Raw genomic sequence first — 24,872 nt, forward strand, 5'->3', positions numbered from 1 at the left:
GGGAAGGATATTGTAAATTTTATAGATCAGGTTTACCACTTGATCACAAAAATCATTCCAACTGAACCTTAATCGGTCTTTTTTCTGATCTTCTCTTCCGCCAATTCCAGGTCTTCCTTGTCCGCTTCCGGCTCTTCCTGCTGCTTTTCAGCGATTGCTTCGTATTGCAGTGAGATCAGAATCGGGAAATGATCGGAATTGAAATTTTCCAGCCTTTTCAAATGATTCAATTTAAAATCCGTCGAGCAGAAAACGTGGTCGAGGGGAAACCTCAGGAAGGGGTACTTGGCATGAAATGTATTGAAAAAGCCGCGTCCCAGCCTCGGATCAAGCAACCCGCTGATTCTGGTAAAGAGTTGCGTGGTGTAAGACCAGGCCACATCGTTCAGGTCGCCGACGACGATCGTGGGTATCTGGCATTCCTTCACTTCCTTGGCTACCAGCAGCAATTCCTTATCCCGCTCGGTCGAATAAATATTTTCTCCGGGAACGGGCGGAGTAGGGTGTACGCAATGCAGCTGGAACGTTTTGCCGGAAGCAAGTTCCACACACGTTTTGATAGACGGGATCTCTTCGTCGACCAGGTAACGTACCTCCGTATCTTTCAGTTTTAGCTTGGAATAAAGGAGCATTCCGTACGTGTTTTCCAGTGGAACCAGCGCCTGATGCGGATAAGTCTCCTTCAATTCTTCCACACCCTTATGCCAGTACTGGTCTGTTTCAAGAAGCAATACGATCTCAGGATCATACTTTTTGATCAGCGCCAGGCAGCCGGCCGTGTTTTTATTATCCTGAAATACATTGGATGAAATAATGCTTACCGTATTGTCGGGATCACTTTTCGTTGCCCGTAGCATGGCGCGCTTCGCAAGAAACGTGAAGGGGAAGATCTGATAGCATAAATAGGCTGTACTAAGGGACAGAACTATAACAAAGCCGATCTCGAAATCCGAGGATATCCCGAATAGAAAGCAGTATAATATCAATACCAGAACGTTCAGAAAAAGCTTCTGAAGCCTCGGATATTCGAACACGCGGAAAGCCCAGAAATCGTTTCTAATGAGCGGAATAACTGAAAAAAGAACGATCAGCCCGCCGGCGATTTCCAAACCCGTTTTAAGAGAATGCATATTTAAGTTAATTCACGATGGTAAGTATATGTCGACTAACGCACCAGTATCTTACCGGACCATTCCTGTTCTCCCGATCTGAATCTGATCACATGAATCCCTTCCCGAAATGCTGGCAGGTCCATACTCACTTCCCCCTCATCTTTTACCTGTATTTCCGAAATGGTCTGTCCGTCCAAAGATAAGACCGAAAGTTGTCCCGATACAGGCTTTCTAAATCTCACCTGTACCTTCTGGTTATTGATTGCTGGATTAGGAAATACTGAAAATAACGCGCCAGGTACTTTTTCCACACCCAGCACAACAGGCATATTAATGCTTGCGTAACCGAAGTCGGCTGATTCAGAGAGCTTTCCGATTCCTTTCAATCTGTACGTAACGGTATCGGCCGGCTGGGGTTCGTCTACAAATTGGGTATCTGCTGAATCCAGGCTGGCAATTTTAATAAATGTTGACTCATCTGAATATCTTCTTTCAAGTACATATTGATTAGCACCCGCCAGTATCTGCCAGCTGAGTTTTACCTTCGTATCGTTCTCTTTTGCGGCAGTTAAGGTCGGTGCAGCCAATGCGGTACCGATCGGCACATTGTAAAAAGTCATCGCGCGCATTCCCTTACTATTCTTAATATACGGACCTGTAAAAGGATAGTATGGGCCGCCCTCAGGTATGTACATCGGGAGATAATTGATGATACCTGAATTTTGAGGGCTCGTCAGTTCGAGCAATATCTTGTTTCCGTCCGCTTTGCCCGAGGCTACCTTGCCCGATTCCCAGTCGAGGAAGAAAAAATCCTTCATATCCAACGTTACGCCCGAAGGCGTGCGGTAGAGTTCAGGGTACACCAGCGACTGGCCTTCGTCAAATACCAGTACCAGCTGCTTTTTTTCGGCATTTTTAAAAAATACCTTTTTGAGTAAAGGCGAAAGGATATTAGAGGTATCTGTTGAATTGTAAAAGTCTTTGAGCATGATCCTGGAAAGCTCGAAGCCATTTTGCTTGTTTCCTTCGCGCCCGTAATGCAAGCCGTCAAATTCGGCGGTGCCCACGGTTGCCAGCGAAGTTACGTCGGGATATATTTCCGAAAGCCGCCGCTGATAGTCACGTACTTCTGCGCCGATGGGTGAGGGATAAAAGATAATGTCGATCTGATACACGTAAATTCTGGCCAGGTTAGCAAAGTCCTGTTTTACGAGTTTGCGAAGCTGGGCAAAGTTTGACGGCCAGTCTGAGCCTTCATGGTAAGCCTCCGTTTCGCCCTGGCGGAAAATATATGCTTTCACGGCATCGGCTGCACCGGCTTTCTGAACGCGGTAAAGCATTCGGCCATATCCCGTACTCAGGTCAGTAGGGTTTGCTTCGTTTCTTTTAGTGTGATCAAATGCGGAAGACCAGTGAAATCCGGCATTGATGAGGCAATTTGGAATCCCGGATTTCTGAGTAAGCTGCTTTTGAATCTCAAAACCCATCGAACCCACATTCGTCCTGAAACTGTCATCATTAGAAAATGCCCATAATGTATCAGCTGGGTTGTAAGGATTGGTATTGAGGTTTTCAGTAATTTTTCCAAATGTCCTGCAAAACCTGGAAGTATCCTGTTCAGTAAAAAATCCGGTGGAATTCGATTGTCCCGACAAGACAAAAAAGTCCCCGCTGACCACATCTTTCCTCGTCACTACCAGTACCGAGTCGCTTCCTTTCACTACGTAAACTTTGAAATCATAACCCGCAAGCTCCGCTTTGATCTTCGCCTCGGTTGCAAATCTTCCTAATCCGGACTGGTAAGTAAGATTCGCCTTCAGATATTTAAATGGAGCATTATTTCTCGTGATCTGAACAGATATATAGTTCCAGTCCGGCGCCTCAACAATCCCGGAGATCGGGACAATTCCCTCACTTTTTTCGTCACGCGGATAAAGCTGAAAATCCTGGGGAAGCTTTTCAAAAACGACAGAATTGAACCGCTGCGCCTGAACAGGTACCGAAATGCAGATTACAAAAAGTAGGGTTACCGAATTTTTTAACAGCCGGTGCATGCAGCTGGTGACAGGTATTAATGCCTTCATTTTACGCAGATACTTTTTCGCAACAACAATTACTTTATCTGAACAGGTTTTATACCTTCAAACGTGATTTTGACTGGATTGATCAAACCCTTGCTGTCAAAAGTCATTACTTCAATACACGTTTCGCGGTGATTTCCGTCGGTTTCAGTTAACGGTCTTCTGTGGTAAACTATGTACCATTCGTCTTTGCCAGGTACCTGGATCACCGAATGGTGGCCGGCGCCGGTAGCTACTTTGGGATCCTGCTGTAAAATTTTGTCCACACGCTCGAAAGGTCCGAAAGGAGAGTCGGCAATAGCGTAGGCAACTGAATAATTAGGACCTGTCCAGCCGCCTTCTGACCACATAAAATAATATTTGCCATTTCTGATAAACATAAATGGGCCTTCCACGTAGCCTTTTGGGGTGATCTCGCGGAAAATGGTACCGTCTTCAAAGGGGATAAAACCTGTAAAGTCCGGTTTGAGCTTGGCTACATTGCAATGTTTCCAGCCGCCGTAAAAAAGATAGTATTGTCCGTCTTTATCTTTGAACACAAACTGGTCGATCGGCTGGGCTCCGTTGTGAAATTTATCGATCAGCGGTTTGCCGAGGTGATCGCGGTAGGGGCCTTCGGGCTTGTCGGCGACAGCCACTCCGATTCCGCCCTTTTCGCTGTCGCTCTGAATATCGTTTGCGCCGAAGAAGAAATAGTATTTTTTGTCTTTTTCAATAATGGAAGGCGCCCACATCGCGCGCTTTGCCCATTTTATGGAACTGGTATCGAGGATATTCTCATGCTTTTTCCAATTGACAAGGTCTTTGGAAGAGAATGCGTCGAAATGCACCTGCTTTTCATAAGGCGCGGAAAAGGTAGGGTATATCCAGTAAGTTTTGTCGAAAATGATTCCTTCGGGGTCTGCGTACCAGCCTTTAAATACAGGGTTACCGGATGTTTTTTTAGCAGACTGAGCAAATAGGGGATTGGTAAAAACGCAGATCAGAAGCAGGAAAAGGTATTTCTTCATAGTGGGATAAATCGAGCTAATATTTGAACCTGGGTAAAGTTCTAACTTTTTGCTCAGATTAATATGCTTCTCCCGCTCCTCCGCCACCAAAATTTCCTTCTCCAAACTGAATTCCGTTCTCCTGGGGAGCCTGGCCAAGTACCTCTGCGGCCACGATCGCTTCGAGGTAAGCAAACTTCCGTTTCGCCTCCGGCTCGTCAGAAATGCCCTTTTTCGGGTTTTTTAAATACCTGATCGCAAGTACCGCGACTATGATCAGAAAAGTGCCTGCCAGTGTGAGTTCTTGTGAGATTGTAAGTTGAAGAAAATAGGTACGGTAGGTTACAATGGATCCGCCAAGTGTCAGCAAGCCGGTTACAAATAAAATCCTGTTGTGCTTTTTCAGTCCGAGGCAGATATATGCTATTGGAATTGCAGCTGTGAAGAAGTAGAACAGGTATGCAAATGCGACCTGTGTTGATGCGGGCAGATCGTTGAGCAGTGCATTTCCTTCTCTCACGACAAAATAATTACCAGCCAGGTAAAGGGTAGCTAGTGAAAGCATTTCCAGTATCTGCTGGCATTTGTGGTAATAAATACTGGTACTGCGACTGACCAGCATGTAGCTGAGAAATGAAAATATCATTAATGCGAAAGGTAGCAGTGCCTTACCCAATGCGGATTCAGTGAGGATCAATGCGATGAGTGCCGCGGCTGTGAAGTAGGTGACGACGGCGACCAGCAAATCGGCGTAGCGCAATAATGCCGGAACCAGAATAAATAGCGACAAAAAGCAATATAGCCACGGCCTTTCACCCTCAATAATCAGGAAAAAAGAGCTTATAACCGCCCCGACTGCCGCGTAAAGTAACGCATTATCAATGCCGGAATGGTACAATTTCCGGTCCCGGATCACAAATTCGAGCGCAGCCAGAAAAGCGATAGCGCAGATGATGGAGAATATGCCGAATGCCCCATCGGAGAAACCATCCAGAAAGAAAAGGGAAAGGAAACCTGCAAAAAAGGAACAGGCGATTGATGCAAACAAAAATAATCCGATCGCCACAAATATGCCGGGACGATAAAAATGCTCAGGGAAAGCTTTCTGAATTTGAGCGTCCTGTTCGCTTGTTAGCAGATTTTTAGAAACCCAGCCGGCGGCAATTTCCCGAATATAAAGATTGGTAACCCAGGTATTATTGTAAGCCTTTATCATCTATTGATACCCAGGAATTTTTTGTATTTGAGCAAAAACAAAATAACACCGATGCTTGAAAACGTAAAATACAGCGTCGCGAGCGTGACGGCAAGCGCCTCACCCAAAAGCTTAGCCAACATATAGGAAATGATGATGTATGCTGTCACAACGCCCATTAACAGAAAAACGAGTGACTGGGAGCGGCGGGCGGTTAATATATAGAAAGCTGAGAACAGTAGTCCTGCAAACTGAAATACGATCTGCGGCTCGCCTCTGAATGAGCCGATCAGGGAAGCGATCAGGGCGAGGTTTCCCCCCAGAAAGAGATAGGTAAATGAAAAATGCTTTTTGATTTCTTTTGAATCGCTGAGCCAGCCCGTCAAAGCCAGCAAAGTGCCGAGGATAATCGCCGACCAGACCAGTCTTTGGTCGGTAAAATCATTTTTTGTAAGAACCGAAAGCGGCGCAATCGTGAGGCCCACCCAAGAAGCGAGCCCTGTAATCGCCATGGAAAGTACGCCCGTGTGGTCAAAACGATAGGCGCTGAAAAAGAATAGGATAGTGGGGATCAGGACCGCCAGGCCATATTTAGTTCCGAAAATTTCATATTGAAATTGCAAATAGCCTTCGAGCGCGAGAAATGTAGTGCAGCCGAGGAGAAGGACGTAGCTGGCAAATTTGTTAGTGTTTTTTAATTCGGAATGCTGATAGGGTAGGCTGTTTCTGAATACGGACCAGAAACAAACGATCGTCAGAATTGCAATGGCGGCGATAATAGCCTGGTGACCAATTGTGTCAATATTCTCGTAGATCAACACTCCAATGCCCGAACTAAACAGGAGAATGCCCAGAAAAAGAATTGACCTGAGTTCCCAGTGCACCGAAAACCCCTTATTCGTTTCAAATGAACTGATCGCCTCCGCCTGGTGACCGGAAATGATCTTTTTGTTAATCAGCTCTTTGAGGATACTTTGCGTTGTCATTCAGATAGGGACAGAAAGGTAAATTAGCAACTTTGAGAATCCTATTCTGCTAATACTCCTGCTAATTATTTATCGGCCGAAAAGTTATGCTCACTTGCCGCTTTTCAGAAACGTAAGGTAAAGTCTTCTTTGGCTTGTCCGGTACGAAAAAATACAAGTCCGATCCAGAAAAGGTCTACCGTAAGCGTGACTTTCGGGTGCGATTTGATCTGCTCCCAAGCCTGCGTCATTTCCTTCGACCAGTATATGTCGTCAAAAATGAATACCGAATTCTCCTGAATATGCGGCAGGCAATCCTCAAAATAGCGCATAGTTGGCTCGTAACGATGATTTGCGTCGAAATAGGCGAAATCCAGCGTTTGATCGAGCTGCGCAAGTCTGGCGGGAAGTGTCTGATCTATATTGCCAACTACTACTTCTATATTTTGTGCTCCCAGCCGCGTAAAATGCGTTTCTGCTTTCGCGGCAGTTTGCGGGCAGCCTTCAAAACTGATGATGTCGGCGGCAGGATTTGCTTTCGAGAAATAGAGTGTAGTAAGTCCGAGTGAAGTGCCCAGCTCGATCACCGTTTCCGGTTGAAAACGCTGCACAAGCCGGTAAAAAAGTTTTCCAAACTTCTCGGGCTTCTCTGCGTTTTTTGCGATCGTGCCTATTTTTCGCTGGTTGGATTTGTTGACCCGCGACCCAGCACCCAGATCAAGAATTTCGATGATCTCTCTGGAAGAAAGTAATTCTTTTCTCAGCTTTTTAATTTCCGCGTAATCTGCGCGCTGGTCTTTTACATTGATAACCTGATTATACAGGTCAAACAGAAACGGAGAATGGATCGAATGTTGGTTTCCGGACCTGAGCAGATACTTTAAATACGCGGCAATCAAATGAATGGGAGTTTTTCGGAGGTATCGGCAGATATTCCCGACGATATTAATTTAAACGATATGGGGCGACCAATGAAAATGCCGGAATCACAACCCGGAACTGACGTCCGTCCAGTACCCGCTCCATTAAATAGGTGCCCGACATTTTGCCGAGATCCGTTTTAAGGTTGCAGCCCGAGACGTAATCATGCACATCGCCAGGTTCCAGGATCGGTTGAAGTCCGACAATACCGGCTCCTTCCACCTCACGCACAGTAGCATTTGCATCGTGGATCAGCCAGTGCCTGCGCAAAAGCTTCACGGTATGTTCACTGTGGTTTTCAATTAATATCTTGTAAGTGAACACGTAATGGTCCTGCCCCGGATTGGAATAGTCCGGTTGATATTCTGTCAAAACGGTGACTTTCACACCATCTGTCACTTTGGAAACCATATGGATTGAGGGTGTTGGTAAATAAATCGTACCCGGCATTACTTCCACTTAAACGAAAATAGCAATCAATTACTGATAAAACCAAATCAAAAACATATAATTTGGCCCAAAAAACAAAGACCTGATATGGATGTAAAGATAGAGCAATCGTGGAAAGAGAAACTGGCACCGGAATTTGAAAAGCCCTATTTCGAAGCATTAACGACATTTGTCAAAGAGGAATATAAAACCAAACAAATTTATCCTCCGGCAAAGCAAATATTTAACGCATTCAATTACTGCACTTTTGACGATTGCCGCGTAGTGATACTTGGTCAGGATCCTTACCACGGGCCCGGACAGGCAAATGGGCTTTCATTTTCGGTCAATGACGGGGTGCGTATGCCGCCTTCACTGAACAATATTTTTAAGGAGATTCAGCAGGATTTGGGAAAGCCATTCCCGCAGTCCGGGAATCTGGAAAGGTGGGCAAAACAGGGAGTACTATTGCTGAATGCGACGTTGACTGTACAGGGCGGGTTGGCAGGTTCTCACCAGAATAAGGGCTGGGAGCGTTTCACTGATGCTGTTATAAAATGCGTGTCGGATCATAAGGAAGATGTTGTTTATATGCTCTGGGGCAGGTATGCGCAGGAAAAGGGAGTGATTATCAATGCAAATAAAAACCTGATACTCAAAGCAAAACATCCTTCACCTATGTCGGCTAATAACGGCGGCTGGTTTGGGACGGGGCATTTCAGCAAGGCAAATGAATTTTTGACAAGTAAAGGATTGGAGCCAATTAACTGGTAAAAAAAAAGAGAGCCGGGAAACCCGACTCTCTTTCAAATTTTCACTCCTATTACTATTTTTTTATTTCTGAATATCGGAATTCATTTCCAGCACCTTATCCCAATTTGCTTCATTGGTTTTGATAAATTCCTTGCGGTCTGAGTTTAGTGCATATTGCTGTGCACCTTCATCCGTGCGGAAAGTCAGGTAATGGATCACATCAAATTCGTTTGCACTTCCTTCTGACTTCTGAACACGACCTGCCGAATAGGCAACCAGGTCTTTGATCGACGTTTTCATGGAAGCAAAGTCACGCAAGTGTTTCTCCATATCTTCGGCAGTAGCTCCTTCTTTAAATTTAATGCATACCACTTTCTGCGTCTCAGCTGGTTTGTGCGGCACATAAGCGCCATAGATTACCAGCATGAATACGCAAAGCGCAAAAACTGGTACCAGATATCCTAATGTTTTATTTCTCGTTTTCATTTGTAGCAATTCAAAAATTCTTAAATCTTGTTTGTGCTACAAAGGTAAAACATTCTGCAAGTATTGTATTATTTGGATATTAAATATAACTTATATTGACTTATTGCAAATTTGAGAAAGATCAGCAAGCAAAAGCGCACTACCACAAAATATAATTTGGTAATCACTATTTGAATAAATGTGTGACGAATCGGTTACCACGCGATGGAATGGGCTTTTAGAGTTCTGAAATATGATTTTTTTTAAAAACTGGGTTGGAGAAAAGATAAAAGATGTGACCAGAAATGCCAGGAAGCGTCTAAATGGGTTTAAGAAGGTTTATAATCTACTCCCAAATTATGTATGGTCGCACATTTTGCATCTAAAAAAATATTTTCTGGAAAAGCGAAGTTTTTTTTCATAATCACACTCATTCTCAGTTTGGTGAAAGGCCAAAATGAGGCTTTGGGCTCCGATATCCAGTGGGGATTCTGGGCCCATAAGCGGATCAACAGAATGGCGACTTTCCGCTTGCCGCCTGAAATGCAGGTATTTTATAAAAAGCACATTGAATACCTTACTGAAAATGCGACTAATCCAGACAAACGAAGGTACGCTGTCGTGGGTGAAGCGGAGCGGCATTTCATCGACCTGGATGTTTACGGTGACAGTGCGCTGCTGATCCTGCCCAAGTTCTGGCCCGCCGCTGTTTTGCGTTTTGGAGAAGATAGCCTCCGGAAACATGGGATCGTGCCCTGGCAAATACAGCAATCAGCTTATCAATTGACGGAAGCTTTCAAAACCAAAAATCCGGGGAGGATATTGAAAGTCTCGGCGGACCTGGGCCACTACGTCGCCGATGCACACGTGCCTTTACATACCACCAGAAATTACAATGGGCAACTGAGCGGGCAGGAAGGAATTCACGGATTTTGGGAATCGCGCCTGCCGGAATTATTCGCCGGAGATTACGATTTATGGATCGGTCCGGCGGAGTATTGTGATAATATAGCAATCGAAGCCTGGAAAATTGTCCGTGACTCACATCTTGCGTGCGACTCTGTATTTCTGTTTGAGAAAGAACTCACATTGCGGTTCAAGAAGGACGAGAAGTACAGCTATGAGTTGCGAAATAATGTACTGACCAGAAGTTATTCAAGAGAATTTTCGGAAAAGTACCATCAAATGCTGGCAAAGCAGGTGGAGCGACGGATGAAAGCTGCGGTTAAACTGGTGGGTGATATCTGGTATACCTGCTGGGTCAATGCCGGGCAGCCTGATCTGCGGGAAATATCAGGATTTGTTCCTGGAATAAAAGAAGCGCAGGAGCAGGCGGAAGAACAAAAAAGCTGGCTTCAAAAGCTATTCAATGTGCGCACTGAATCTGACTAGGTGAATTACCGATCTTGCCGGGCGAGTAATATTCTGGCTGTCACGAGCAATTGCCCTACATGCCGCTGCGTGTGTTCGGCTGCGTGAAATAGCAAGCCCAGTTGCGTGGAAGGTACCATTGCCCGGCCAACATATCTTACTTCGGTCAAGGTAGCTTCGGGGGTAGATTCCAATTGTTTGAGCGAGGCGGCCACTTGTTTCTCGAACGTCAGAAGCAGGCTTTCGTAGGTTTCGTCGCCGAGCGTAGCACTTCCTTCGTTTTTTAAATAGGCTAGCTGATTTTCATTCAAAGATTCTGATCGTGCGTAGGTAAACAGCCTGTCGAGCACGCCGGAAAGGTGTTGCAGGTGAAAACCGACCGAAGCCAGACCCGAAGGTTTTTCCCAGAGCAGGTCGGCAGGAAAAAAAGCAGAGAATACAGCCAGCTCTTCGACTGCCTGCATTAATGCGTGTGCTACCGGTTGCAGCAGAGGTGGAATGTGCGGAATCGGCCCTCGCAGCCAGACTTCTGGTTTCTGATTCTCTTTCATGGTGGCAAAATAACAAAAAAAGGGACCCGATTGAGTCCCTCCTTTTAATGATTTGACAGGCGATTATTTCGCGATATCAATTTGAACAGGTTTTCCTTTGATGGTATTACCGTCCATGGCACGAAGCACTGCGCGAGCGTCACGTTCAGGAACGTCCACAAAAGTGAACTTGTCGTATATGTCTATTGCACCGATCGTTTTGCCCGGAATATTGGCTTCGCCAGCGATGGCACCAACAATATCCTTCGGCATGATATGGTCTTTGCGACCAAGGCTCAAAAACAAGCGGGTCATACCAGCTTCAACTGATGCAGGTTTGCGGTTCTCATCGCGAACACCTTCGGGACGGCGAAAATCACCTTTTGGTGCGTAGCGATCAGCTCCGCGACGTTCTCCTTCTCTGCGATCGTTACCTCTTTCGAAGCGACCTCCGCTGGAAGGACGTCTTTCAAATCTGTCACCGCCAGAACGTCCGGCGTCACCGCGTCTTTCTTCCCAGGCTAAGTTTGAATCTCCGTATTCATTTTTCTGAACACCCATGATCTGTTTCGCCATGGCGCCTACAACCTGCTCAGTCGAGTAACCTGCGTGCTGCAACATTTCGAGAACATCTCCGAAAAGCTCCTGATCGTCACCTTCCTGGATAGATACAGAAATACTTTCAACAAAACGTGCCTTGCGAACACCAACGATATCTTCGTAAGAAGGAATAACTCCTTTTTCGATTTTAACTTTGGTATAACCCTCGATTGTTTTCAGACGATATTTTTCGTCACGGGCAACCAGTGAAAATGCTTTTCCTGACATTCCCGCACGGCCGGTACGACCGATCCGGTGAACGTAATATTCTTCGTCCAAGGGAATATCGTAGTTGATCACACCGTCAAGTCCGCTCACGTCAATACCGCGGGCAGCTACGTCTGTGGCAACCAGGATAGTAGTAACACCAGCCTTGAATTTGCTCATTACGTTACTCCTTTGTTGCTGACGCAAATCGCCGTGAATACCTTCGGAAGCGTAGCCTCTCAATTGAAGATCTTCAACGATTTCGTCGACCTTTCTTTTGGTATTACAAAAAACAAGCAGTGATTTCAAGTGGTGCATATCGATCAGGCGGGTCATTACTTCCACTTTCGCCTGAGGTTTAACTTCGAAGTAAACCTGCTCGATATTTACGTTAGTAAGCTCGTTACGAACTACTTTAATCAATATCGGATCGTTCAAAAAACGCTTTGTGATCGACATGATCGGCTTCGACATAGTTGCCGAGAAAAGGATAGTCTGGCGATCTTCCGGCATATCGGCAAGAATGCTTTCAATATCTTCACGGAATCCCATATCAAGCATTTCATCTGCTTCATCCAAAACCATCATCCGAACTTCGTCGAATTTCAAGGTTTTGCGTTCCATGTGGTCCATTACACGACCTGGCGTTCCTACAACAATATGTACGCCTTTTTTCAGGGAACGAATTTGTCTGTCGATCGAATCTCCACCATAAATAGCTTCGATTTTGATGCCTCTCTGGAATTTAGCCAGGCGGCCGATTTCTTCTGATACCTGCACCGCCAATTCACGGGTTGGGCAAAGTACCAATGCCTGTACTGCATTACTGGTAATATCGATTCTTTCAAGTACCGGGATACCAAATGCGGCAGTTTTTCCGGTTCCTGTTTGCGCCTGACCAATTACGTCAGATCCCTGCATTACTGCCGGAATGCCTTGTGCTTGTATCGGCGAGGGTTTTGTAAAACCCATTTCTGTAAGGGCTTTAAGGATATTCTCAGAGAGACCAAGCTCCGAAAATGATTCAATTGTTTCAGTTGTCATTATCTGTCTATTAGTATTATTCTATTTGGAAAAATCAGCTCAGCAGCATTTGCCAACTCTGGTTTTGTCGAAACAAAAATATACCGGTCTAGCTCAGTAATATGAAATGTTTTGACAACAAACCTCTGTCGAAATGACGAGAGCTTAAAAACGAAAATTTTAAAAAAGGGATTGCGCAAAGCCCACCACAATCATCCGTGGGGCTCTGCATGTGAACGGCTGTCTTACCGGACGAATTGATGCAGGCTGCTATCTTTTAATGAATGCCTGACCGTATGAAGCAGAGAAGCGAACGGATGTTCGTAAATTTTATGCAAAAGTAAGAAGATAATCGGAAACTGCAAGGTATGCAGTAAATTAATTGTAATATTTTTAGAAAGCAAAAGCCTGACAAGAGTAACTCCTGCCAGGCTTATATAGTTAGGTTTGTTGTATTCAGAATAATTCTTTCACCTCGGTATAAGGCAGGTTCCATGCATCGGAAACACCTTTGAATACCACTTTACCATTCACGACATTCAATCCTTTGCGCAACTCTTCATTGGCCGCGCAGGCAGTTTTCCAGCCCAGATTCGCCAGCTGCAATGCATAAGGTAAAGTTGCATTTGTCAAAGCCAGGGTGGAAGTGTAGGGAACAGCTCCGGGCATATTCGCAACGCAATAATGTACGACACCATCCACTTCGTAGATCGGATGTTCGTGCGTAGTCGCTTTGGAAGTTTCAAAGCAGCCGCCCTGGTCAATCGCCACGTCGACCATTACAGTACCCGGCTTCATGAGTTTCAGCATATCCCTGGTAATCAGGTAAGGAGCTTTCGCGCCGGGGATCAGTACGCCGCCGATGATCAGGTTTGCGCTTTTGATGAGTTCACGGATATTGTATTCGTTAGACATAACCGTATCCACATTGGCCGGCATAATATCTTCCAGGTAACGCAGCCGCGGCAGACTGATATCAGCGATCGTTACATTTGCGCCAAGTCCCGCGGCCATTTTTGCAGATTGTGTACCTACAATACCACCGCCGAGCACCAGTACATTCGCAGGTTTTACGCCTGCAACGCCACCGAGCAGAATACCAAATCCGCCCATCGGTTTTTCCAGATATTTGGCGCCTTCCTGTACCGCCATTCTACCTGCTACCTCACTCATCGGAACAAGCAGCGGCAGACTTCTGTCTGTTTTTTCAACCGTTTCATAAGCAAGACAAACTGCCTTTCTTTCAATCATCGCGTGTGTGAGCGGCTCCGACGACGCAAAATGGAAGTAGGTGAATAGCAGTTGATCCTCTTTAATCAGCGCATATTCACTTTCAATCGGCTCCTTTACTTTAATGATCATTTCCGCGATCGCATACACTTCTTCAATGGCAGGCAGGATACTCGCGCCCGCTTCCTGATATTGCTCGTCGCTGAAACCGCTTCCTTTTCCCGCATCTGTCTGTACATATACAAGGTGACCTTGCTTGCGGAACTCAGTCACACCTGCAGGCGTAAGCGCCACGCGGTTTTCATTATTTTTGATCTCTTTCGGGACACCGATTATCATATAGGATAGTGTTAATGCTTGTGGTATTTGGAAGCGAAGAATTCAAAAGTAGGTTGTTGCGGAAAATCATACCAGATATAGTTTATAAGACAGAAAAGAAAACTATTTTTGGTAGGTTTTGTAAGAAAAAATACTGGAAAACCACTTTTTAACCTGGCGCTAATCAGAAAAAAATACTGAATGCAACTAGACCCGACCGACCGCAAAATCCTGACACTATTGCAGGACGACGCGCAACTGACCATAAAAGAGATCGCAAGTAAGATCAATCTCTCTGTAACCCCGGTTCACGAGCGGATCAAAAAGCTTGAAAAAGAGGGTTTTATCGACAAATATGTCAGCCTTTTAAACCGCAGGAAACTGGGGAAAAGTCTGGTGGTATATTGCAATGTAACCCTCGATAAGCAGCGGAAAGAGAGCTTTGAAGACTTCAACCAGGCGATCGTGAATATGAGCGAGGTGCTTGAATGCTCAGTAGTTTCGGGCAACTTCGATTATATGCTGAAAGTGATCGTGGAAGATGGGGAAGCTTACAATCAATTCTACCAACAAAAACTTTCTGCACTCAAAAGCGTGTTACACATCAGTAGTTATTTCGTAATTTCCGAAATAAAGTACACTACGGGAATTGAGGTAGTCTGATCGGGCGGGCCCTTTTTCAATCATCACATCGCGCAAATAGCTGAATGCTAATCGCCAAAAGCGGTATCTAATGAACAAAAATTTTAAGGATGGTCTGAACCTAATGTCCAAAGTAACGCCGAAACGCGCCTGGAATTCTATTCAGATTTTGAGCAGCTATTTTTATTCCAAAATGACGGGAAACCCGGTGCACTGGGGAATGCCGATCGCCATTTCTTTCGAACCTACCACCTCCTGTAATTTACGCTGTCCCGAATGCCCGAGCGGACTTCGTTCATTTACGAGACCTACCGGGATGATGGAGGAGAAGCTATATAAAAAGACCATTGATGAGCTCGCAGATACGCTATTATATCTGATTTTCTACTTCCAGGGAGAGCCTTACCTGCATCCCAAGTTTTTTGAACTGGTCCAATATGCGCATGATAAAGGCATTTACACGGCCACTTCCACGAATGCGCATTATTTAAATGATGAGAAAGCGAAGAAAACAGTAGAGTCGGGGCTGGATAGGCTGATTATTTCTATCGACGGAACTACGCAGGATGTATACCAGCAATATCGGGTAGGCGGGAATCTGGAAAAGGTGCTGGAGGGAACGCGCAATATCATTAAGTGGAAAAAGGAGCTCAAATCGAGCACGCCGCATGTGATCTTTCAGTTTTTGGTAGTAAAGCCAAATGAACATCAGATCGAGGATGTGAAGAAGCTGGCCGAGGAAATGGGCGTGGATGAGATCGGTTTCAAAACTGCGCAAATATATGATTATGAAGAAGGTTCAGATTTGATCCCGACGATTGACAAGTATTCGAGATATAAGCAGGAAGCCGGCGGCGGCTATTCTATTAAAAACAAATTTGTAGATCACTGCTGGAAAATGTGGCATTCCTGCGTGATAACCTGGGACGGCGCGGTGGTACCCTGCTGTTTTGACAAAGACGCTGAATACAAGCTCGGTGACATGAAACGGCAGACATTTACAGAACTTTGGAGAGGCAAGAAATATGTTGACTTCCGTGCGTCGCTGATCCGGTCGCGATCGGAAATAGAAATGTGCAAGAATTGCACGGAAGGAACGCAGGTTTGGGCGTGAAACATCCGTCTAATTCCGGGTGTTTGTAATTTTAATTAAATAATAATGTAAGCTAAATCGCTGATTAGCAATATAATATTTGTTTTACTCAAATCTCCGTGGAACATTTTTTGGTGAATTGCCCTGAATAGCTGAAATTTGAAATTGGTAACACAAATGAATACATGGGCAAAGTTATTGCAATTGCGAATCAAAAGGGAGGAGTAGGGAAGACGACCACCGCTATTAATTTGGCTGCCAGCCTGGCTGCGCTTGAATTCCGGACTTTAATCATTGACGCCGATCCTCAGGCAAACTCCACTTCCGGGCTGGGTTTTAACCCGCAGGAAATGGAAAACAGCATTTACGAGTGCATGGTAGAACAGGCGAAAGCTTCGGAAATTATCTTCGAAACAGACTTCCCAAACCTGCATTTACTTCCTTCACACATTGATCTCGTCGGTGCCGAGATCGAGATGATTAACCTGAAAAACAGGGAAAACAGAATGAAGGACGCCATTTCGGAAGTGCGCGACAACTACGATTTTATTATCATCGATTGTTCACCCTCATTGGGCCTGATCACGATTAATAGCCTTACAGCAGCAGACTCGGTTATCATTCCGGTTCAATGCGAATATTTTGCATTGGAAGGTCTGGGCAAACTTCTCAATACCATTACAATCATTCAATCCAGGCTCAATACCGACCTGATTATCGAAGGGATCCTGCTGACCATGTACGATCTTCGGCTACGGCTTTCCAATCAGGTTGTGAATGAGGTTACTAACCATTTTGAGTCACTTGTCTTCAATACGATCATTCCCCGCAACGTCCGCATCAGTGAGGCGCCAAGTTATGGTATCCCGGTTATGGCGCAGGATTCAGACAGTAAGGGGGCGGTTAGCTATTTGAATCTTGCAAGAGAAATTCTAAGCAAAAACGGGTTGCTCTCTTCGGATAAGCAAATGGGCGTAAACTGATTATGATCAAATAGTTAAGACATGGAGAATAGCAGTAAGACAAAAAAAATGACCGGGCTTGGCAGAGGATTGGGAGCACTTCTGCAGGACTCAGAGAAGGTAAATAATTCAAGATCAGCTTCACGAATGCCCGCGACGGATGTGGTAGGCTCGATGAACGATATCAGTCTCGACCAGATCGAGGCTAATCCATACCAGCCGAGGACGAAATTCGACCAGGAGGCATTGCAGGAATTGGCCGATTCAATCCGGGTACAAGGCATTATTCAACCGATTACTGTTCGTCAGATGTCGGAAGACTCTTACCAGCTTATTTCAGGCGAACGCAGGTTGCAGGCTTCCAAATCAATCGGTTTAACAACCATTCCCGCCTACGTAAGAACAGCAAATGACCAGCAAATGCTGGAAATGGCGCTGATCGAAAATATCCAGCGTGAAAACCTAAACTCAATAGAGATCGCGCTCAGTTACCAGCGACTCATACTGGAATGCAGCCTCAAACAGGAAGAGTTGGGGATCCGAGTAGGTAAGAACCGTACAACTGTCAATAACTATATCCGTCTGTTGAAATTACCACCGGTAATCCAGGCTGCGTTGCGGGACAATAAGATCAGTATGGGACACGCGAGAGCCATTATTACGATCAATAGCGACCAGAGTCAGCTGAAAATTTTTAATAAAATCATTGAAGAAGGCTGGTCTGTGCGGAAGGTAGAGGATGAGGTAAGAAAGCTTGGAATGATGAGCACGAGCTCGCTTACCGACAAGAAACCAGTGACAATTAATCAGGAAATAAAGTCGTTACAGTTTCAATTATCTTCCTTTTTCGGAGCAAAGGTTTCCGTAAAAAGTAGTGAGGCGCATAAAGGTGAAATTAAGATCCCTTTTGCCTCTCAGGAGGAATTAAAGAAGATTTTGGAAACATTGAAATTTAAATAGGACTTGAAAAACTGGCTCTGGCTGGGGGTAATTCTGCTTTTTTCGCAGCATATTTCGGCTCAAACTACGAATAACAAAGACAGCATTCAGGTGATGGAAGTACCTGTTGTGGTGAACGACAGTACCGTTCTGCTGCCGGGTGATTCGTTAAAAAATGTTAATGGTAAGTTTATGCCCGTCCCCAGAACTGCCACCAGAATGGCATTGATACCGGGAATGGGGCAGATTTACAACAGAGATTACTGGAAAGCACCGATCGTCTACATTGCATTTGGAGGAGGGCTTTATGCCTATTATCTGAACTCCCTTAAATACCGCGATTACCTATCGGCTTACAAACAGTTTTATATTCTGGAAGAGGATAGCCCAAAGTATGGACAGCCGAGACCTGAGTTAGTTGATTCCTCGGTGACTGTGAGGGTCAGAAATTTATTGAATACCAAAAGCGAATACTTGCCCGCGAGCAGGGACCAGGCAGTCAGAGGAAAGAATTACTGGCGCCGAAACCGCGGATTTGCACTGATCGTGACCGGGTTAATCTACACGCTTTCTATTATTGAGGCCAATGTAGCGGCGCATTTGAAAACTTTTGACCTGTCCGATGATCTCACATTGCGGGTCGAACCGAAATTACACCAACCGGCTATGCTTACTCCCACACCAGGAGTGCGGCTGGTTTTCAATTTGAAATGAACATTTAGAATCAAATATTTATTTAATGAGAATATTATTACTCGGTTATGGTAAGATGGGCAAAACGATCGAGCGGATCGCCATTGAAAGAGGCCACTCGATCGTAGGAAAAATAGATGTACAGAACCGGCATGAAATGGACTCACTGGCTGTCTCCGATGTAGATGTCGCGATTGAGTTCAGTGCGCCGGAAGCTGCTTATGAAAATATAACCTATTGTCTTAGAAAGGGTTGGCCTATCGTAAGTGGTACTACTGGCTGGCTAGAACATAAATCAGAAATTGAGAATTTGTGCCTTGAACAAAAGGGCGCATTTTTCTACGCTTCCAATTATAGCATCGGTGTCAACCTCTTTTTCAGATTGAACCGCCAGCTCGCGCGGCTGATGAAAGGCCAGGCTTACCGCACCTCCATGACAGAGATCCATCACATTCACAAGCTGGACGCGCCAAGTGGTACTGCGATCACATTGGCAGAAGGTATTGCTGCGGAAAACAGCTCGCAAAAAGGCTGGAAGCTGGCGCCCGAAGATGAAGAAGGATTTGTGCAAATAGAAGCAAAAAGGCTGGGCGAAGTACCTGGTACCCACATCGTCCGCTATGAATCTGAGGTGGACACGATTGAAATTACCCATACTGCGCATACCCGCGCCGGATTTGCGTTGGGCGCAGTAATATCTGCCGAGTGGCTGCCTGGAAAAACCGGGGTATTCGGGATGGACGATTTACTTGAAAACCTGGATTAGTACGCTATCAATAATAGAAAAATAAGCATGTCTGTAAATAGAGAATTGATTTCAAATACAGTGAATACAAAAAAGAAAAAGTCCGCGATACGGGAATGGTTTGATTCCATATTGTTCGCTGTCGTTGCGGCAACCCTGATCCGGTGGTTGTTTTTCGAAGCATTTACGATACCGACTCCTTCTATGGAGAACAGTTTGCTGGTTGGGGACTTCCTTTTTGTGAGTAAGCTGCATTACGGGACCCGTACGCCAAAAACACCTTTGCAGGTTCCATTGACGCACCAGACGATATGGGGTACCAATATCCCTTCGTATACCGACGCGATCCAACTGCCTCAATACCGGTTGCCAGGTTTCAGCGATGTGAAGCGTGGGGATGTGGTCGTATTCAATTATCCGCCTGAGTTACAGCATCCTGTCGATTTGAAAACCAATTATATTAAACGTTGCGTTGGAATACCGGGTGATAATCTGGAAGTACGGGACTTGCAGGTTTATGCGAATGGAACTGCGATGGAGAATCCGCCACGCATGGAAAATGAATATTTTGTGGCTACTACGACTGCGGTAAATGAAGCTAAGGTGTTCAAAGAGAACGGAATATCAGAATACAATACCTATTCCGAGACTTACGGCGACACCATTCCTGGTAATGACCAAATGGGTTATCTGGTGTTCACGACCGAGGAAATTGCAGCCAAATTGAAGACTTATGATTTCGTAAAAAGCATTACCGTCGTGAAATCTTCGAAAGAGATTAGCGAGCCGATGCTTTACCCTAATTCTCAGCTTTTCAAATGGAACCGCGATAACTACGGCCCGGTAAAAGTGCCGAAGGAAGGAATGACAGTTGCGTTGACGCCGGAAAATGTCGCTTTGTATGGCCCGGTTATTAAAAATTATGAAGAGAACGAAGGTGTGGAACTGGGCGAAAAAACGGTGAGTATTGCCGGTAAAGCGATCACAAGCTATACATTCAAGCAAGATTACTTCTTCATGATGGGCGACAATCGCCACAACTCAGCCGATTCAAGATATTGGGGATTTGTACCGAAAGATCATATTGTAGGAAAAGCTGTTTTCGTATGGATGTCGATCGATCCAAATCCGACCAACTTTTTCAATAAGATCAGATGGAACCGGCTTTTCAGGGTTATCAATTAAAAAAAGCATTATATAAAAGGAGGGGAGGCAAACAGCCTTCCTTTTTTTTATTTATATATAAAAAAATATAATATATAGATTTGTTGTTTATTAAGGGAAGTGTAACTTGCGATTCAAGTAATCAGTATCCCGAAATGTCAGTTCTCGAAGTAGCCTACAAATCAAAACAACAACCCAGGAAAAAGTCTGCTTTTCGTGAATGGTTTGATTCCATATTATTTGCGGTTGTAGCGGCTACCATCATCCGGTGGCTATTTTTCAGCGCATTTGTGATTCCCACTCCTTCGATGGAAAACAGCCTTTTGGTGGGTGATTATCTGTTCGTGAGCCGAATGCATTACGGGACTACCACGCCGATCACGCCGCTGCAAGTTCCGCTCACGCACCAAACCATTTGGGGAACGCAGATTCCTTCATATCTCGACTGGATTCAGCTGCCGCAGCTCCGGCTACCCGGATTTACGAATGTAAAAAATGGTGATGTAGTTGTTTTCAATCTACCGGTCGAGCACCCGGATTCTTACCAGAAATACAGTAACGTGCTGCCAGACCTGCATCCTCACCCGGCCGACTTGCGATCTAACTACATCAAAAGGTGCGTTGCAATCGCCGGCGATAAGTTGGAAATCAGAGGAGGACAGGTTTTCGTGAATGGAAAGCCAATGCAGAATCCACCCAGACTTCAAAATGAATACTTCGTGTCTACCACAACCCAGGTAAACGAAGAAAATATATTTCACAAAAACGGAATAGCAGATTACGCGCAGTTCACGGAGACTTTCGGCGACAGCATTGCCGCCAATGATCAGTTCGGATATATTGTTAAAACCACTTCTGACATTGTAGCGAAGCTGAAAACATACGATTTTGTAAAGCGCATTGATCCGATCCTGCTTGATAAAGGTTTGAAAGAACCGTTCTTATTCCCGGGCGCTGAACAGCTGGATTGGAACAAGGATAATTTCGGGCCTATTATAATTCCAAAAGAGGGGACGACGGTACAACTCAATGAGATTAACTCGGCGTTGTACGGAGAAGTCATCAAAAATTACGATGGTAATACTGATATAGCATTTGAAAATGGCCGCCTGACGCAACGGGGCAAGATACTTGAATCTTACACTTTCAAACAGGATTACTACTTTATGATGGGCGATAACCGTCACGATTCGGCAGATTCACGCTATTGGGGATTCGTACCTAAGGATCACATTGTAGGAAAAGCGGTATTTGTATGGATGTCTATTGACCCTAATCCCACTAGTTTTCTTCGGAAGATCCGGTGGGACAGGATTTTCAGGATCATCGGATAACAAAGCCAGGCTATCAACCTGGCTTTGTCCGATGATTACTTAATCCTCCTGCGAGAAAATCAATGCAGAATAGGGGGGAATCGTTAAAGAAGCGTATACAGACATTTCGTCGAATTCGCCGTCTTCGGTATCCACGTCTGTGATGCCGATATGCGAGAAGTCCGGATCATAATCTCCATTGTCGCTATTGAACCTGAGATTCCACTTTCCGCCTCTTGGAAAGCCGAGTTTATAATCTGAGAAAGTTTCGGTTGAAAAGTTTAGGATTACCATCACACTATCTTTCGGCCCGCCTTCGCTCCAACGGTGCATTGCGACCACCTTTTTCTCATTATCGGCACGAATGATCTGAACGTTCTGGCCTTGCAAACCTTTTGTTACTCCAAACCAGTTTCTTCTCAGGTGTATCAGATCGCGGTGCAAATTCGCAAAACCTCTGAATTTGTCAAGCCGAGACCAGTCTATCGGATCGCTATCAGAAAACCATTTGTCTTCCAATAAAGGCTGTCCCTGAAAAATCATCGGAATGCCCGGTGTGGTCATAACAAGCGCCACACCCAGCGCAGCCCGTTTTTTGGAATACCAGTTATTCACATCTCCGTCTGCAATTTCCTCGGCCACACGCGCCTGACCATTGGAAACTTCATCGTGGGATTCGGTATAAATGATCCGCTGAAAAGAATCCGTATTGTATTTGTACGTGATCGCCTGAACCACCTGCTCCATATCCCTTTCCTGATCATTGGCAGTAATGATTGCATCGCGAATCGTGTGAACAAACTCTGCATCCCACTGAGAACCATAGCCTAATCCGCCGTTTTCTACTGAATTAGTGATAAAGTCGAGCGAATGCATATCCTCTGCGATTGTGATACAATTCGGGTACCTTTCCCGGATATCCTTATTGATCCACTGCATCAGCGATATTCCATCTGCAATATCATTACCCGGATTTCCGTCAGCTTTTACATTTCGGATATAAGGCACCATATCCATTCGCAAACCGTCGACGCGATATTCTTTGAGCCACATCATCGCATTATCGTGGACATATTGTCTTACTTCGCCGCGACCATAATCCGGCCGGGTGCTACCCCAAGGCGTTTCTGCTTTCCAATCATTATAAAAGTAAATACCGCCGCCATCGTTTTCAGACCAGCCGTCGAATTGCCATAAATCCAGGTCTGACGGGCCAAAGTGATTGTATACAACATCCAGAATAATGGCCATTCCAGCTTCGTGCGCAGCCTGAACAAAAGCTTTCAAGCCATCGGGACCGCCGTAATCTGCTTCTATTGAAAACGGGTTCGCCGGGTTATAGCCCCACGAACGGGAGCCTGGAAATTCAGCGCAGGGCATCAGCTCGACTGCATTGAAACCCATTTCTTTCAGATAAGGGATTTTCTCAATTGCAGTATAGAACGTACCAACCTGCCCTTCCTCCTTTACGTGAAAGGTACCCACGTGCAGCTCGTAAATAACGAGCTCGTGCCAGCTTGGAATCTGGAAGTTGAAATCGTGCCACTCAAATGACGCATGATTATAAACGATGCAATTGCCTGCTGAGTTGGTCATTTTAAGTGCATACGGGTCATTTCTGTGAAATTCACCAAAAGGCGTTTTCAGGAAAAACTTATATTCATCACCTTCTTTGGAGTTCTCAACCAATGCGGCCCAAAAGCCATTTCCCTCGGATTGAAGCGGATTTGCCTCCACATCCCAATCATTAAAAGTCCCAATTACAGAAACGCTGTCTGCGTGCGGAGCCCATACTCTGTAATGCACGCCCTCGGGGTAACAAACCGCCCCCATTCCTTCAAAAGAAGCCAATGTTTCCGTAGCATCGGTGTCAAGATTTTCCATATATGTACTTGGGAAATTGAAATTGTTTTAAGTAAACCATTGACGTATATTGGCAAAATGCATGCCAAGCTTTTTAGACTGGTCAGCAACGATTTTTACTCAAAAAACACACTACAATTCATGAAAGCATCCCCAGAAACGGAGGAAATCTGTATCCTCACGCTTATTCGCACCCCAGGTGTGGGCTCAGTCACAGTTCGCCAATTGATCAGCTATTGCGGCGGCGCCAGGGAAGTATTCCAGGCAGATTACAGGAAACTAATTAGGATTCCCGGAGTGGGAGAGAAGGTGGTTAAAGCGATCCTCGCCCGCGAAGGAATGGCTGATGCTGAGGCCGAGTTTGCGAATTGCAAAAAGTGGGGTATCGGGCTGCACTTCTTCACTGACATTTCCTATCCGCTACGGCTGAAACCACTTTACGACGCTCCTATCGCGCTTTATTCCAAAGGAAATATGGATTTTAATGCAGGCAGGTCTGTCGGGATCGTAGGCACGAGGCAGGTAAGTGAATATGGTAAATCGGTGACCGAGCAGATTATACGCGAGCTGGAACCCTTTCAGGTTACGATCGTGAGCGGGCTGGCTTACGGAGTTGATATTACCGCCCACCGCGCATGTGTAAAAAGCAATATCCCCACGATTGGCGTGATGGCAAGCGGGATTGATGTCATTTATCCGGCAGCACATAAAAAAACAGCGCAGGAAATGGAGGGAAACGGTGGAATTGTAACTGAAAATCCACTCGAAACTAAGCCGGATTTTATGAGGTTCCCAGCCAGGAACAGGATCATTGCAGGATTAAGTGATGTGATCATTGTGGTAGAATCCGGGAAAAAAGGCGGGAGTCTGATTACGGTTGAATTTGCGCAGAACTACCACCGCGATGTATACGCAGTTCCGGGTATGATCGGAAATACGCAGTCGGAAGGCTGCAATGCATTGATCCGCGATCATAAAGCTTCCATATTTACCTCCGTCGAAGATCTGGTGAATGCGATGGGTTGGGGTAGGGAAGAGGCGCCCGAAAAACTGATTCCTTCTAAAAATTTGTCCCTGAGTTTCGATGGTTTTACGCAGGATGAAGGACAGATCCTGGCGATGCTGAAACAGAAAGGAACAACGCAGATTGACGAGTTAGCATGGCATTCGGGCATGCATTTGAACAAATTGGCCACATTATTGTTAAACCTTGAGTTCCAGGGAATGATCAGGTCGTTGCCGGGCAAAAAATATAGTCTTATTTAATGA

General features: G+C 45.3%; 23 protein-coding genes. 11 read left to right on the forward strand and 12 right to left on the reverse strand.

Annotated features, from left to right (window positions below):
• Window positions 1–68 precede the first annotated feature (68 nt).
• The 7 genes from LZG94_RS07385 to apaG all read right to left on the reverse strand — a co-directional run bounded on the left by LZG94_RS07385 (window position 69) and on the right by apaG (window position 7,674).
• On the reverse strand, window positions 69–1,130 hold the full coding sequence (locus tag LZG94_RS07385; RefSeq protein WP_233791280.1) for an endonuclease/exonuclease/phosphatase family protein: 1,062 nt from the start codon (window positions 1,128–1,130) through the stop codon (window positions 69–71).
• A gap of 35 nt (window positions 1,131–1,165) precedes the next feature.
• Window positions 1,166–3,196, reverse strand: coding sequence for a sialate O-acetylesterase (locus tag LZG94_RS07390; protein WP_233791282.1), 2,031 nt, complete (start codon window positions 3,194–3,196; stop codon window positions 1,166–1,168).
• Between the two features lie 29 nt (window positions 3,197–3,225).
• On the reverse strand, window positions 3,226–4,203 hold the full coding sequence (locus LZG94_RS07395; RefSeq protein WP_233791283.1) for a glycoside hydrolase family 43 protein: 978 nt from the start codon (window positions 4,201–4,203) through the stop codon (window positions 3,226–3,228).
• A 58-nt stretch (window positions 4,204–4,261) separates the two neighbouring features.
• Window positions 4,262–5,398 (reverse strand): hypothetical protein, encoded by a 1,137-nt coding sequence (locus LZG94_RS07400; protein WP_233791285.1) that lies wholly within the window; start codon window positions 5,396–5,398, stop codon window positions 4,262–4,264.
• Window positions 5,395–6,363 (reverse strand): DUF2157 domain-containing protein, encoded by a 969-nt coding sequence (locus LZG94_RS07405; protein ID WP_233791286.1) that lies wholly within the window; start codon window positions 6,361–6,363, stop codon window positions 5,395–5,397. Before LZG94_RS07405 ends, LZG94_RS07400 begins: the two co-directional genes overlap by 4 nt.
• Window positions 6,364–6,467: 104 nt before the next feature.
• Entirely contained in the window at window positions 6,468–7,241 is a 774-nt protein-coding gene (locus LZG94_RS07410; protein ID WP_233791290.1) for an O-methyltransferase, read from the reverse strand.
• 46 nt (window positions 7,242–7,287) lie between these two features.
• Window positions 7,288–7,674, reverse strand: a complete 387-nt coding sequence (gene apaG, locus LZG94_RS07415) for a Co2+/Mg2+ efflux protein ApaG (RefSeq protein WP_215232802.1) — start codon at window positions 7,672–7,674, stop codon at window positions 7,288–7,290.
• Window positions 7,675–7,800: 126 nt separating this feature from the next.
• Here apaG and ung point away from each other — a divergent pair, with 126 nt between their 5' ends.
• Window positions 7,801–8,466, forward strand: a complete 666-nt coding sequence (gene ung / locus LZG94_RS07420) for a uracil-DNA glycosylase (protein WP_215232803.1) — start codon at window positions 7,801–7,803, stop codon at window positions 8,464–8,466.
• Between the two features lie 60 nt (window positions 8,467–8,526).
• Here the strand turns inward: ung and LZG94_RS07425 are convergent, their stop codons facing one another.
• Window positions 8,527–8,931 carry a Dabb family protein gene (locus tag LZG94_RS07425; RefSeq protein WP_215232804.1) on the reverse strand — a complete coding sequence of 135 codons (405 nt, stop codon included), beginning with the start codon at window positions 8,929–8,931 and terminating at the stop codon, window positions 8,527–8,529.
• Between the two features lie 423 nt (window positions 8,932–9,354).
• Here LZG94_RS07425 and LZG94_RS07430 point away from each other — a divergent pair, with 423 nt between their 5' ends.
• A complete protein-coding gene (locus tag LZG94_RS07430) occupies window positions 9,355–10,302 on the forward strand; it encodes a zinc dependent phospholipase C family protein (RefSeq protein ID WP_233791292.1) in 948 nt (315 codons plus the stop codon).
• Between the two features lie 5 nt (window positions 10,303–10,307).
• Here the strand turns inward: LZG94_RS07430 and LZG94_RS07435 are convergent, their stop codons facing one another.
• The 3 genes from LZG94_RS07435 to ald all read right to left on the reverse strand — a co-directional run bounded on the left by LZG94_RS07435 (window position 10,308) and on the right by ald (window position 14,210).
• The gene (locus LZG94_RS07435) at window positions 10,308–10,832 is read right to left on the reverse strand and encodes a DinB family protein (protein ID WP_233791298.1); all 525 of its coding nucleotides are present in this window, start codon (window positions 10,830–10,832) and stop codon (window positions 10,308–10,310) included.
• Window positions 10,833–10,895: 63 nt separating this feature from the next.
• Window positions 10,896–12,662, reverse strand: a complete 1,767-nt coding sequence (locus LZG94_RS07440; protein ID WP_233791299.1) for a DEAD/DEAH box helicase — start codon at window positions 12,660–12,662, stop codon at window positions 10,896–10,898.
• Between the two features lie 435 nt (window positions 12,663–13,097).
• Window positions 13,098–14,210 carry an alanine dehydrogenase gene (gene ald / locus LZG94_RS07445; RefSeq protein WP_233791300.1) on the reverse strand — a complete coding sequence of 371 codons (1,113 nt, stop codon included), beginning with the start codon at window positions 14,208–14,210 and terminating at the stop codon, window positions 13,098–13,100.
• 180 nt (window positions 14,211–14,390) lie between these two features.
• On the opposite strand from ald, the gene LZG94_RS07450 reads away from it, so the two are divergent.
• The 8 genes from LZG94_RS07450 to lepB (LZG94_RS07485) all read left to right on the forward strand — a co-directional run bounded on the left by LZG94_RS07450 (window position 14,391) and on the right by lepB (LZG94_RS07485) (window position 21,761).
• On the forward strand, window positions 14,391–14,852 hold the full coding sequence (locus tag LZG94_RS07450) for an Lrp/AsnC family transcriptional regulator (protein WP_215232809.1): 462 nt from the start codon (window positions 14,391–14,393) through the stop codon (window positions 14,850–14,852).
• A gap of 70 nt (window positions 14,853–14,922) precedes the next feature.
• On the forward strand, window positions 14,923–15,945 hold the full coding sequence (locus LZG94_RS07455) for an SPASM domain-containing protein (RefSeq protein WP_233791302.1): 1,023 nt from the start codon (window positions 14,923–14,925) through the stop codon (window positions 15,943–15,945).
• 164 nt (window positions 15,946–16,109) lie between these two features.
• Window positions 16,110–16,907, forward strand: a complete 798-nt coding sequence (locus tag LZG94_RS07460; protein ID WP_233791304.1) for a ParA family protein — start codon at window positions 16,110–16,112, stop codon at window positions 16,905–16,907.
• Window positions 16,908–16,928: 21 nt separating this feature from the next.
• A complete protein-coding gene (locus LZG94_RS07465; RefSeq protein ID WP_215232812.1) occupies window positions 16,929–17,846 on the forward strand; it encodes a ParB/RepB/Spo0J family partition protein in 918 nt (305 codons plus the stop codon).
• Window positions 17,847–17,849: 3 nt separating this feature from the next.
• Window positions 17,850–18,539, forward strand: coding sequence for a DUF5683 domain-containing protein (locus LZG94_RS07470; RefSeq protein WP_233791305.1), 690 nt, complete (start codon window positions 17,850–17,852; stop codon window positions 18,537–18,539).
• A 25-nt stretch (window positions 18,540–18,564) separates the two neighbouring features.
• Window positions 18,565–19,284 (forward strand): 4-hydroxy-tetrahydrodipicolinate reductase, encoded by a 720-nt coding sequence (gene dapB / locus LZG94_RS07475; RefSeq protein ID WP_233791308.1) that lies wholly within the window; start codon window positions 18,565–18,567, stop codon window positions 19,282–19,284.
• Between the two features lie 27 nt (window positions 19,285–19,311).
• Window positions 19,312–20,448 carry a signal peptidase I gene (gene lepB / locus LZG94_RS07480; RefSeq protein ID WP_233791309.1) on the forward strand — a complete coding sequence of 379 codons (1,137 nt, stop codon included), beginning with the start codon at window positions 19,312–19,314 and terminating at the stop codon, window positions 20,446–20,448.
• A 134-nt stretch (window positions 20,449–20,582) separates the two neighbouring features.
• Window positions 20,583–21,761 carry a signal peptidase I gene (lepB, locus tag LZG94_RS07485; RefSeq protein WP_233791310.1) on the forward strand — a complete coding sequence of 393 codons (1,179 nt, stop codon included), beginning with the start codon at window positions 20,583–20,585 and terminating at the stop codon, window positions 21,759–21,761.
• A gap of 39 nt (window positions 21,762–21,800) precedes the next feature.
• Here lepB (LZG94_RS07485) and LZG94_RS07490 read toward each other — a convergent pair whose 3' ends face one another.
• Window positions 21,801–23,624, reverse strand: coding sequence for an alpha-amylase family glycosyl hydrolase (locus tag LZG94_RS07490; RefSeq protein ID WP_233791311.1), 1,824 nt, complete (start codon window positions 23,622–23,624; stop codon window positions 21,801–21,803).
• Between the two features lie 120 nt (window positions 23,625–23,744).
• Between LZG94_RS07490 and dprA the strand changes: the two genes are divergently transcribed.
• Window positions 23,745–24,869, forward strand: a complete 1,125-nt coding sequence (dprA, locus tag LZG94_RS07495) for a DNA-processing protein DprA (RefSeq protein ID WP_233791312.1) — start codon at window positions 23,745–23,747, stop codon at window positions 24,867–24,869.
• Window positions 24,870–24,872 lie beyond the last annotated feature (3 nt).

It is taken from the genome of Dyadobacter sp. CY343 (genome assembly GCF_021390335.1).
Lineage (GTDB): Bacteria > Bacteroidota > Bacteroidia > Cytophagales > Spirosomataceae > Dyadobacter.